The sequence below is a fragment of the Geomicrobium sediminis genome, from assembly GCF_016908595.1.
Classification (GTDB): domain Bacteria; phylum Bacillota; class Bacilli; order Bacillales; family Marinococcaceae; genus Geomicrobium_A; species Geomicrobium_A sediminis.
In genome coordinates this window covers 1-10,480 of sequence record NZ_JAFBEC010000029.1, presented here as the reverse complement: position 1 = coordinate 10,480, position 10,480 = coordinate 1, and the positions used below count along the sequence as shown (strand labels likewise).

Genomic DNA, 10,480 nt, shown 5'->3' with positions numbered 1-10,480 from the left:
ATAAACAACTTTTTCTTTAAATGTGTCACTATATTTCACCAAACAAAACACCCCAAAAGTGAGTTTTTAACTCTAACTTTTGGGGTGCGGCACCTTCTGGTCGTTTCTTTTTTTGTGTGAGTTCATTCCATTGACAATCTAGAACACAATCCGCTAGCATTAAAACTAATCAGTTTTCATAAAACTAAAGAGTAATCTATAAATGTGAGGGTCGTCGTGAAAGATAAAATTATTGTAGAAGCGTTAAAACAGTTTTCTAGAGAAGGCTATTATGCGACGTCTGTACAGACGATTGCAGTGAACTGCGGAATTTCAAAAGCATCTTTGTATAAATATTTCTCATCAAAAGACGATCTACTTATGCAAGTGTTTGATTATAACTTGAAGCAAATGTTCATCCGAACGACTACGTATAAAGCTGATGAGTCCCTTTCTAAAAAGGAACAGCTTGTTGATAAAATTGTTCTTGAGCTTGACGTTGCAAAAGACCATCGACCGTTTGCAAATCTCGTTTTTCAAGCGATTCCTCAAAAGAAGACGAGCGAAATTATGATCATGGTTAAACGGACGAAAGCGTTATTGATGAACTGGCATTTTACGAGTTTGAGAGATGCATACGGTGAAGAAGTGAAAGACTATATTTGGGACCTTGTTGTTATGTTTCAAGGGACGCTTCGAGAATACTCTCATTTGATGGTCGATGATCACAAGCCCCTTCATTCTAAGGAGGTGGCACAACAAGTCGTTGACATGATTGATTGTGTCGTCCAAAGAGGGGGGCATCTTTCCCCCCTCTTAACGAAGGAAGTTATGCACGATTATGAACAGTTTAGAGAAGAAGAAACTGTCGCGAGTATAGAAGAACAAGTGAGAGAATGTTGCGTACAAATTCGTCATCAAGTTGAACAAAAATGGACGCGTAAACAGAAACAACAAGTGTTTGCAGCCCTCGACCACTTTGAGAAAGAAGTGATGGCAAAAGAGCCAAAGCTTTACTTATTTGAAGCATTAGGTCGCTATTTAACGAGCGAAGTCCCGATCTCAATCGAACTTGATCGCTTGCGGAAACTGATTGAGATCAATGGGAACTCGCCGAATGATCACTTAGATGTTACTAAAGAAAAGAAGGAATAAGATGAGTACAACCACAAATGTAAGATCGATGGTCGCAATTTTACTTGCGGCCGCTTTTATGGCGATATTAAACCAAACGCTATTAACGACCGCATTGCCACACATCATGCGAGATTTTCAAATTAGTGCAGACCTTGGACAATGGGTGAATTCAGCGTTCATGCTCGTCAACGGTGTGATGATTCCAATTACTGCCTTTTTAATTGAAAAATACACAACTAGGCGACTGTTTTTCGTTGCAATGGGATTGTTTGCGATCGGAACACTCGTCTGTGCGTTAGCGCCATCGTTTTTAACGCTCATTGCTGGGCGTGTTATTCAAGCCGCAGGGGCAGGCATTATGATGCCTTTGATGCAAACCGTATTGCTATTAATTTTTCCGGTTGAACGACGTGGATCTGCGATGGGAATGGTAGGACTTGTCATTGCATTTGCTCCAGCGATCGGACCAACCTTATCTGGTTGGCTCGTTGAAAGTCACCATTGGTCGATATTATTCTGGATTATCTTGCCACTAGCGTTGATTACAATCTTCGCCGCTTGGCTCAAACTCGAAAACGTTTCGACGTTGAATAATCCAAAGCTTGATATAACATCGATTATTTTATCGTCGTTTGGTTTTGGTGGGATTTTGTATGGATTTAGTTCAGCGGGGGCATCAGGATGGTTGAATCCAGTCGTTCTTGTATCGATTGTCGTCGGAATCGTAACACTTGTTCTATTCATCGTGCGCCAATTGCGGTTAACACAACCGATTCTAGAGTTTCGAGTTTTTCAATATCCAATTTTCACATTAACGACGATTATCGGGATGATTGTATTTATGTCGATGATTGGTTCTCAGACAATTCTTCCTGTGTATATGCAAGATATGCATGATTTCACTGCATTTGAAACCGGACTAATGTTATTGCCCGGTGCTGTATTAATGGGGATTATGTCACCAATTACAGGGCGTATTTTCGATAAGATTGGAGCGCGAACCCTTTCGATTTTAGGACTCTTTTTAGTAACAGTAACAACGTTTTTATTAACGCAGTTAACGACAGAGACGACCTTTCTTTATTTGACGATCGTGTCAACGATTCGCATGCTCGGGATCGCTCTTTGTATGATGCCAGTTACAACTGCAGGAATTAATGTACTGCCTAATCGTTTAATTCCTCACGGTACAGCGATGAACAATACGATGCGTCAAGTTGCTGGTGCTGTAGGAACAGCGTTGCTCGTAACAATTATGACTCAAGCAGCCATTTCACCGGCTGATGCGGGTTCTATGGAAGGTGCAGTTCGAGGAGTGAACATGGCGTTTTTATTCGCAGGAATTTTATCTTCTCTAGGCTTCCTACTTTCGTTTATGATTAAAAGAAAGAAGCAGACCGTTAAGGATTCAATGAATAAGAAATAACAAAGTTTGGAGGTTGTAGATGGGTGAGAACACAAGTTTAAAGAAAGCGCCGATTGTAACGGTTTTACTCATCGGTTCTTTCGTTGCCATATTAAATCAGACGCTCTTAACGACGGCTTTGCCTCATCTCATGACGGACCTATCCATTAATGAGAATGAAGCACAGTGGGTGACGACGGTCTTTATGCTCGTAAATGGGATTATGATTCCCATTACCGCATTTCTCATTGAAAAGTTTTCAACGAGAAAACTCTTTTTAACCGCAATGAGTTTATTCGTTCTCGGGACACTTGTCTGTGCTTTATCTCCGTCTTTTGAAATGCTCATGTTAGGTAGAGTTATTCAAGCTTCCGGCGCAGGTATTATGATGCCACTCATGCAAACATCATTTCTTTTGTTGTTTCCAATTGAAAAACGGGGAAGTGCAATGGGACTAGCTGGACTAGTGATTGCCTTTGCACCTGCAATTGGACCGACCCTGTCTGGTTGGCTCGTAGAACAATATCATTGGTCGATTCTTTTTTGGGTCGTCTTGCCGATTGGCGTCCTGAATACGGTCCTCGCTTACATATTCTTAAAGAATATCGCGACGCAACGAGAAGCAAAGCTCGACATTCGATCCATCGTCTACTCGACACTTGGGTTTGGGGGATTGTTGCTCGGGTTCAGTAGTGCAGGGGACGGGGTATGGCTACAAGCGACGGTTATAGTGCCGATGATCATTGGGGTTATCACGCTCGTTGCCTTTATTAGACGACAACTGCGTTTAAAACAACCAATCTTAGAGTTTCGAGTGTTTAAGTCGAGAATATTCATGTTTTCTACGATGATTAGCGTAATTATCTTTTTATCGATGATTAGCACCGCGACAATTTTACCGATTTATATGCAAAATATGAACTCATTTGATGCGTTTGAATCGGGTTTGATTCTGTTGCCAGGAGCTATTTTGATGGGGATGATTTCGCCGATTGCAGGAAGAATATTCGACCGAGTAGGTGTACGATATTTAGCGATTCCAGGTTTGTTCTTAATTTTTATATCGTCATTAATGTTCATTGATCTTGATGGTCAAACGTCTGCGCTATATCTAAGTATCGGTTATGCGATTCGTATGGTTGGTACGGGGATGGCGATGATGCCTGTGACGACGGCTGGAATAAATGATTTGCCACATGTGTTGATCCCTCACGGCGCAGCGATGACAAACACAATGCGTCAAGTCGGGGCATCGATTGGGACGGCAATCTTCGTAACAATCATGACAACAGCAGCGGTGGATAGCGTTGCGGATGAGACGACTGCACTAATCATTGGTGTTAACACGAGCTTTATTGTTGCATCAGTGCTTGCGTTGATCGGTTTTATTCTCACTTTGTTTTTACGAAGCAAACCACGGTCCGAGTAACTCAAACCGTGGTTTTTTGTATTAATTAAGTTTACGATAATTGCCTTCAAAGTAAACGAGTGGATCGATCTTTTCTGGATCTTTAATGTTGAGGTTCGTAACCTCACCGATAAAGATCGTATGATCTCCTGCCTCTACTTTATTGTACGTTGAACAAATGAGTTGAACCATTGCGTCTGGAATGACAGGTAGTCCGTCAAGGTCTGCAAAGGCGAAGTTTTCTTTGCCTGGTAACTGTTTTGAGAAGATTTTAGAAATATCTTCTTGTGATTGATCTAGAAAGTTCACTGCAAATTTGTTCGCATCTTTTAGCTTTTGGAACATTGTAGTCCGGTGATCAATTGATACTGCAATTAGCTTCGGTTCTAATGAAATGGACATGAATGCATTTGCAGTCATTCCATGAGTTTCAACACCATTCTCTGTCGTCACAACGGTAATTCCGGTCGTGAACTTTGCCATTGCACGACGGAAAAGATAATCATCCATATGTGCCACTCCTTTTTCTCTGACGGGTAATCTATATCATTAACTTATGATAAAAAGTAAAAAAAGTACGATGCAAAGAGATGCATCTTATTAATTTTAGCAAGAGTTTTTGATTCTCGCTAACAATTCGCTCACATTCAAACCGAAGTTTGAAAAAAATGATTATTTAAGAAAGAGGTTTAAATCGAGTCTTTCGCTATATTCTAAGAGAAATCTAATGTATGATAAAACGAGGACATGTAAAGAAAGGATGAAGGTCATGCCTAGCACAAAGTTAACATCATTTTTAAACAGTGGACTTAACGAACTTAAAGATAAAGGTCTGTACAATGTGATTCACCCACTTGAGGGTGCAAATGGACCGAAGATTCAACTTGAAGGTAAAGAGCTTATAAACTTGTCATCAAACAACTATTTAGGACTTGCTACAGACGAACGTCTAAAGGAAGTTGCTAAAGATGCTGTCACAAAGTATGGTGTCGGTTCTGGAGCGGTTCGTACGATTAACGGTACGTTGCAGCTTCACGTTGAGCTTGAAGAGAAGCTTGCAAAGTTTAAGCATACGGAAGCAGCAATTGCCTATCAGTCTGGTTTTAATTGTAACATGGCTGCGATTTCAGCAGTTATGAACAAAAACGATGCAATTCTTTCAGATGAATTGAATCATGCTTCAATTATTGATGGATGTCGTTTATCAAAAGCGAAGATTATTCGTTACAACCACAGTGATATGGAAGACCTTCGTCAAAAAGCAAGTGAAGCGGTAAAAGAATACGAGAAGGTTATGGTTATTACTGACGGTGTCTTCTCCATGGATGGCGACGTTGCGAAACTTCCTGAAATCGTAGACATTGCTGAAGAATTTGATCTAATTACGTATGTTGACGATGCACACGGTTCTGGTGTCTTAGGTGAAGGTAAAGGTACGGTTAAGCATTTCGGACTTTCAGACCGCGTGGACATGCAAATGGGAACGTTATCGAAAGCGATTGGTGTTGTTGGTGGTTACGTTGCAGGAAGCCAAGAGCTCATTGATTGGCTTAAAGTCCAATCGCGTCCGTTTTTATTCTCAACTTCTCTAACGCCTGCTGACATTCGTGCGAGTATCGAAGCGATTGATATTTTGTCTGAGTCTAAAGAGCTTCAAGAACGACTTTGGGAGAATACAAAGTATCTACAAGAAGGATTAAAGAAGCTAGGTTTTAGCGTTGGAGATACAGAGACACCTATTACGCCGGTAATTATTGGTGATGAGCAGAAAACTCAACAATTCAGTAAGCGTCTTATGGAAGAAGGCGTTTATGCGAAATCGATCGTATTCCCTACGGTTCCTCGTGGGACAGGGCGTGTAAGAAACATGCCAACAGCGGCTCACACGAAAGAAATGCTCGACGAAGCGCTTTCTGTGTATGAGAAACTTGGAAAAGAACTAAACGTATAATAGCGGAACAACGTTTAAATAAAGGGGGAAGACAGCGCGATCGTTGTGCGCTGTCCAATGAGCATGAAACGGATTTTATTAACTGGGGCACTTGGTCAGATCGGCTCAGAGTTAACGACAACTCTGCAGCATAAGTATGGCGTTGATAATGTCATTGCCACCGATATTCGATATAGTGATGGAGCATTTGGAGAGGATGCGCGTTTTGAAACGTTAGACATTATGGATGGGAATCGCTTGAATGAACTTGTGAAGAACAACAACGTGGACACGATCATTCATCTTGCGGCGATGTTGTCTGCGAATGCTGAGCATCATCCACAACGTGCATGGGAAATTAACATGACAGGACTAATGAACAGTTTAGAAGTTGCTCGTGAACACGATTGCAAGTTCTTTACTCCGAGCAGTATTGGTGCTTTTGGTCCTTCAACCATTAAACAAAGTACACCACAAATTACTGTTCAACGCCCAACTTCAATGTATGGAGTAAGTAAAGTAGCGAGTGAACTGTTATGTGATTATTACTATACGAAGTATGGGCTTGATACACGTGGTCTGCGTTTTCCTGGGCTAATCTCCTATTTAACACCACCAGGTGGTGGAACGACAGATTATGCAGTGGACATTTATTATAAGGCTGTTGAAGAAGGAAGCTATACGTCGTTCTTAAGTGCGGGAACTTACTTGGATATGATGTATATGCCAGATGCGATTCAAGCTACCGTAGATTTGCTTGAAGCGGATCCAAGCCGATTAAAGAATCGCAACGCTTACAATGTAACAGCGATGAGTATTGAACCGGAAATGATCGCTGCTGAAATTAAAAAGCATATTCCAGACTTTACGTTATCGTATGATGTTGATCCAGTACGTCAAGGAATTGCTGATAGTTGGCCAGATGCTATTGATCCAACGGCAGCAAAAGAAGAATTCGGATTTTCGCCATTATATGATTTAGAGAAGATGACGAAAGATATGCTTGAGAAAGTTCAAAAGTAATGAACGCAAAGAAACCGTAAGTGAGAGACGATGCTCGTTTCTCACTTACGGTTTTTCATTGTGTTCAATTACTTCATAGCCGTTATTATAGACATCAACAAAACTAATAACCTCTTCAACGTACCAATCGGCGCGATTGTATGCAAACAATGCTTCTTCAATGTCACCATCATCTGCACCGTTCGATGATAAATACCTAGCGGCTGCAAAAATCGCATCTTCATGATTCCAAGGATCGGCGACGCCTTTATCACGCACGTCCATTCCATATCCGCCATGTTCTGCAATAAGGTCTGGGTCTGTTAGTTCTTCATTTGGAATGGCACCTGCACCATTGCCTTCACACGTTGGATGGCTCCATCCAAACCAAGTACAAGGCATAAATTGCATCGGTCCTTCAGCTCCAGCAGGTGAAATCATAGGGTCCATCGTTGAGAATCGTGTTTCCACTCGGTGGACGGCAGCAAGAAGTTCCCAAGGGATATCGTATTTATCTGCAGCTTCTTGATAGATTGGCATATATTCAGCCGGAATTTCATTGTTCGCAATTCCTGACAGTCGTCCATTTAAAAGCTTGTCCAATTCATTTTCAGTAAACATAGAGCTAACGAGATAAAACGCTCCAATGCCGATTGCGGCAATGAAAAAAACACTTGCGAACAAGCAACCGAATAACTTTCGTTTCTTTTTCTGTTTCGCTTTGCCCATGTTAAAAATCCCTCACTTGCCTAACCATTTCGATGTCACTTATCCATCATAGCGTTAAAGTGAGAAGTTTGTCTATCGTTAGATTATCCATCGGTGACTTCTACTTCATGGACAGGCATCGAATGCATGCCACGCGCAGTTACGTGAGGTTGAATAGAGTAGGTAGTATCCTTTTCTTGAAATGCGAGTTCGGCTTCATAAATGCCATCGGCACTGTGTTCAGCTGGTATCATCGCACTGTTTTCTTTGTTTCCTTCTGTCCACACTTCAATGACAACTTCATTTGCATCTTCAACAGGTTCATCTTCTTGTGTAACTTCGACTTGTAGCGTCCACTCTTCATCTAGTGTTGCAGTTGTATCATTTAGAACTTCAACGTTGATCGGCTCTGTTGAGAGCGTTAACTCTTGTTCTTCTTGATTTGAATTGCAAGCAGAGAGTAAGAAGCAGGCGCCAACGAAAATGAGCATACGACGCTTCATAACATCACCTCATCGTTATCATATCTTATGATGTTCCAAAAAGAAAACCTAGCCTGATAACGTTCAAAAGACCGTCACGATTCTATTTGAATGAACTTCTCTACCGTCTGATCACAACGACTTATCTACTTATGTTTAGAATTATAAAAGTAGTTCTATTGTTTTGATTTATAGCGAAGCGTGTTTACGTAGAAGTTTTGTCGGGTAGTTCTACATGTAAGGAGATGATAGCAATGGCAGCACCAGTATTTAAAGAATTTATGAATGACGATGAAGCAGTAAAAGCAGTAAACGAATTAAAGACTCAAGTAGATGAAGATAACATTTATATTTTGACACATGATGATGATCATACGAAGCGCGTTGCAAACCGTGCCGATGCAAATAAGGTTGGCGCAAGTGAAACAGGCATTACGACATCCGTAAAGAATGTTTTTCGCAAAAAAGGCGATGAACTTCGTGCGAAGTTTGAAGAGCTTGGCTTCTCAGAAACTGAGTCGAACAACCTTGAATCGGAGCTTGATAAAGGTGCCGTTATCGTTGTTGTAAAAGACGCACCAGCAGGAATTACGCTCTAATAAAAAAATCCCCCTAATCGCTATGTATAAGCGGTTAAGGGGGATTTTTTTAAGTTGATTTACAAACAGCATTAATGAGCAAGTCTAGCTTTTTCTCCATGCGATGTAGCAAATAAAAAGCGACGACTGCAGCAAATCCATGGTTGAAAACAAGGGTTAACCACTCTTCCATAAGAACGTCCTTTCTTATGACGTTTGTTCAGGTTCAAATACAGTTTCAACCGTTCTTGTTACATACCTCGCGTCTACAATCGTTACTAAATCACCACCAGTTGAAGTGAATACGTCTGCTTGGATGAGCTCATTCATACTCGTTTCAACATCTTCTGCCGTAATTGTCGGAGATGGATCTGGAACGGCGATGGTCGTGATTCTTTCTTCTTGATTTCGAAAGCGTAGTTCTAAAACAGTAGTCATCAATTATTCCTCCTTATTCCATGTTTTCTAATTGAAGTAGGTCGTAATCATTGCGACGAATAGCTCTACGAAGCGGGAAGTCGCTTAAGCTTGCAATTGCGCGTACCGAAGCAAAGACACGTTCATCTGTTGCAGTAGACTTGATGTTTTGAAATCGACGGCTTAGGAATACATCATTCCCTTCAAGATCGTACCCTTGCAAAAAACTGAGTTCGACAACAGTGTTTCCTGGTTGCATCTGATCACCTCCTTTCATTAGATAAGTCTTAGACAAATCCAAAAAAGGGGAGGCAGAATTATAGTTTTTTTGAAAAAACTTCATTATGATAAAGGGTAGAGGAGAAAAGGGGAATGATAGGTGGGCAATCAACAGCAAGTTGTACTTGGGGTCATAGGTTCATTGTTGGCATACTTTATTTGGGGGTTATTGCCACTCTATTGGAAATTAACCGAAGAGGTTGGAGCGCTTGAAACATTAGCGCACCGTGTCGTTTGGGCTTTGTTATTTATGCTCATATTGCTAATTATAACGAGACAATTACAAGCTACAACGAAAGAAATCCGCTTGATTTTCAAAAAGCGAAAAACAGCAGTCGCCATTACAGCCGCTGCTGTATTTATATCAATCAATTGGTTCGTTTTTATTTTTGCAGTTAATAGTGATCGTGTTATTGAAGCAAGTCTAGGTTACTACATAAATCCATTAATGAATGTCTTGCTTGCGACTGTATTTCTAAAGGAGAAGTTGTCACGTAATGAAATAATCGCGGTTGCCTTTGCTTTTGTTGGGGTTGTCATTATGACTGTGTATTATGGGTATTTTCCTTGGGCAGCATTCGTGTTGGCGCTCAGCTTTTGCATTTATGGATTGATTAAAAAGCTCGTTCCAATTGGAGTTTTAACAGGCTTAACGATTGAAACATTACTCGTCGCTCCATTTGCACTAATTTATTTGTTTTACGTGTATACATTTGGTGAAAGTACAGCTTCATTTACGCAATCACCAACGCTCGCATTGGTTCTACTTGGCTCAGGTATTGCGACGGCATTGCCATTGCTTTTGTTTGCGTATGGTGCAAAACGCATCACATTTTCTGTGATCGGCATCTTACAATACGTCGCTCCAACATTGATGCTCATTATCGGCGTCTTTATCTTTCAGGAACCGTTTAGTAGTGTTCAGTTCATGTCGTTTGTAATGATTTGGCTAGGTTTACTCATTTTTACGACAAGTCGTATGCAATCGACATTGCGCCTTCGTAAACAGCATGCAGAAAGTTTATAGTATCAAAAAACGGAAGAGTATTCGACTCTTCCGTTCAGATTGTCGAGAAAGCCTTGGTTCTGTGAACCAAGGCTTTCTCTTATGGTCTTTGAATTGGTTCCAATGACGATTTTTTTGGTGAAAAGTAT

Annotated in this window: 13 protein-coding genes; 7 read left to right on the top strand and 6 right to left on the bottom strand. The window is 40.9% G+C overall.

Annotated features, from left to right (window positions below; all coding sequences use genetic code 11):
* The first annotated feature begins 216 nt into the window (after nucleotides 1-216).
* The 3 genes from JOD17_RS21085 to JOD17_RS21075 are packed head-to-tail and all read left to right on the top strand — an operon-like array spanning nucleotide 217 to nucleotide 3,950.
* Nucleotides 217-1,134, top strand: a complete 918-nt coding sequence (locus tag JOD17_RS21085; RefSeq protein WP_204699894.1) for a TetR family transcriptional regulator — start codon at nucleotides 217-219, stop codon at nucleotides 1,132-1,134.
* A 1-nt stretch (nucleotide 1,135) separates the two neighbouring features.
* Complete coding sequence (locus JOD17_RS21080; protein ID WP_204699893.1) at nucleotides 1,136-2,542, top strand: DHA2 family efflux MFS transporter permease subunit; 1,407 nt, start codon at nucleotides 1,136-1,138, stop codon at nucleotides 2,540-2,542.
* 19 nt (nucleotides 2,543-2,561) lie between these two features.
* The gene (locus JOD17_RS21075) at nucleotides 2,562-3,950 is read left to right on the top strand and encodes an MDR family MFS transporter (RefSeq protein WP_204699892.1); all 1,389 of its coding nucleotides are present in this window, start codon (nucleotides 2,562-2,564) and stop codon (nucleotides 3,948-3,950) included.
* A 21-nt stretch (nucleotides 3,951-3,971) separates the two neighbouring features.
* Here JOD17_RS21075 and JOD17_RS21070 read toward each other — a convergent pair whose 3' ends face one another.
* Complete coding sequence (locus JOD17_RS21070) at nucleotides 3,972-4,439, bottom strand: flavin reductase family protein (RefSeq protein ID WP_204699891.1); 468 nt, start codon at nucleotides 4,437-4,439, stop codon at nucleotides 3,972-3,974.
* 259 nt (nucleotides 4,440-4,698) lie between these two features.
* On the opposite strand from JOD17_RS21070, the gene JOD17_RS21065 reads away from it, so the two are divergent.
* Both JOD17_RS21065 and JOD17_RS21060 read left to right on the top strand, forming a co-directional pair.
* Nucleotides 4,699-5,880, top strand: a complete 1,182-nt coding sequence (locus JOD17_RS21065; RefSeq protein ID WP_204699890.1) for a glycine C-acetyltransferase — start codon at nucleotides 4,699-4,701, stop codon at nucleotides 5,878-5,880.
* A gap of 63 nt (nucleotides 5,881-5,943) precedes the next feature.
* Nucleotides 5,944-6,882, top strand: coding sequence for an NAD-dependent epimerase/dehydratase family protein (locus JOD17_RS21060; protein WP_204699895.1), 939 nt, complete (start codon nucleotides 5,944-5,946; stop codon nucleotides 6,880-6,882).
* Between the two features lie 45 nt (nucleotides 6,883-6,927).
* Here JOD17_RS21060 and JOD17_RS21055 read toward each other — a convergent pair whose 3' ends face one another.
* Together JOD17_RS21055 and JOD17_RS21050 are read right to left on the bottom strand one after the other, a co-directional pair.
* The gene (locus JOD17_RS21055; protein WP_204699889.1) at nucleotides 6,928-7,590 is read right to left on the bottom strand and encodes a lytic transglycosylase domain-containing protein; all 663 of its coding nucleotides are present in this window, start codon (nucleotides 7,588-7,590) and stop codon (nucleotides 6,928-6,930) included.
* 83 nt (nucleotides 7,591-7,673) lie between these two features.
* Nucleotides 7,674-8,072 (bottom strand): FixH family protein, encoded by a 399-nt coding sequence (locus tag JOD17_RS21050; RefSeq protein ID WP_204699888.1) that lies wholly within the window; start codon nucleotides 8,070-8,072, stop codon nucleotides 7,674-7,676.
* Nucleotides 8,073-8,305: 233 nt separating this feature from the next.
* On the opposite strand from JOD17_RS21050, the gene JOD17_RS21045 reads away from it, so the two are divergent.
* Nucleotides 8,306-8,650 carry a YflT domain-containing protein gene (locus tag JOD17_RS21045; RefSeq protein ID WP_204699887.1) on the top strand — a complete coding sequence of 115 codons (345 nt, stop codon included), beginning with the start codon at nucleotides 8,306-8,308 and terminating at the stop codon, nucleotides 8,648-8,650.
* Between the two features lie 49 nt (nucleotides 8,651-8,699).
* Here JOD17_RS21045 and JOD17_RS21040 read toward each other — a convergent pair whose 3' ends face one another.
* From JOD17_RS21040 to JOD17_RS21030, 3 genes are read right to left on the bottom strand one after another with little or no spacing between them, the layout of a single operon-like run.
* Complete coding sequence (locus JOD17_RS21040; RefSeq protein WP_204699886.1) at nucleotides 8,700-8,822, bottom strand: YvrJ family protein; 123 nt, start codon at nucleotides 8,820-8,822, stop codon at nucleotides 8,700-8,702.
* Between the two features lie 14 nt (nucleotides 8,823-8,836).
* A complete protein-coding gene (locus JOD17_RS21035) occupies nucleotides 8,837-9,067 on the bottom strand; it encodes a DUF2922 domain-containing protein (RefSeq protein WP_042361278.1) in 231 nt (76 codons plus the stop codon).
* A 13-nt stretch (nucleotides 9,068-9,080) separates the two neighbouring features.
* Nucleotides 9,081-9,305 carry a DUF1659 domain-containing protein gene (locus tag JOD17_RS21030; RefSeq protein WP_204699885.1) on the bottom strand — a complete coding sequence of 75 codons (225 nt, stop codon included), beginning with the start codon at nucleotides 9,303-9,305 and terminating at the stop codon, nucleotides 9,081-9,083.
* A gap of 120 nt (nucleotides 9,306-9,425) precedes the next feature.
* Here JOD17_RS21030 and rarD point away from each other — a divergent pair, with 120 nt between their 5' ends.
* Complete coding sequence (gene rarD, locus JOD17_RS21025; RefSeq protein WP_204699884.1) at nucleotides 9,426-10,352, top strand: EamA family transporter RarD; 927 nt, start codon at nucleotides 9,426-9,428, stop codon at nucleotides 10,350-10,352.
* Nucleotides 10,353-10,480: the final 128 nt, after the last annotated feature.

Coding starts and splice junctions, on each gene's coding strand:
- JOD17_RS21080 (WP_204699893.1), top strand. CDS start 1,136: ATGAGTACAACCACAAATGTAAGATCGATGGTCGCAATTTTACTTGCG.
- JOD17_RS21075 (WP_204699892.1), top strand. CDS start 2,562: ATGGGTGAGAACACAAGTTTAAAGAAAGCGCCGATTGTAACGGTTTTA.
- JOD17_RS21070 (WP_204699891.1), bottom strand. CDS start 4,439: ATGGATGATTATCTTTTCCGTCGTGCAATGGCAAAGTTCACGACCGGA.
- JOD17_RS21065 (WP_204699890.1), top strand. CDS start 4,699: ATGCCTAGCACAAAGTTAACATCATTTTTAAACAGTGGACTTAACGAA.
- JOD17_RS21060 (WP_204699895.1), top strand. CDS start 5,944: ATGAAACGGATTTTATTAACTGGGGCACTTGGTCAGATCGGCTCAGAG.
- JOD17_RS21055 (WP_204699889.1), bottom strand. CDS start 7,590: ATGGGCAAAGCGAAACAGAAAAAGAAACGAAAGTTATTCGGTTGCTTG.
- JOD17_RS21050 (WP_204699888.1), bottom strand. CDS start 8,072: ATGAAGCGTCGTATGCTCATTTTCGTTGGCGCCTGCTTCTTACTCTCT.
- JOD17_RS21045 (WP_204699887.1), top strand. CDS start 8,306: ATGGCAGCACCAGTATTTAAAGAATTTATGAATGACGATGAAGCAGTA.
- JOD17_RS21040 (WP_204699886.1), bottom strand. CDS start 8,822: ATGGAAGAGTGGTTAACCCTTGTTTTCAACCATGGATTTGCTGCAGTC.
- JOD17_RS21035 (WP_042361278.1), bottom strand. CDS start 9,067: ATGACTACTGTTTTAGAACTACGCTTTCGAAATCAAGAAGAAAGAATC.
- JOD17_RS21030 (WP_204699885.1), bottom strand. CDS start 9,305: ATGCAACCAGGAAACACTGTTGTCGAACTCAGTTTTTTGCAAGGGTAC.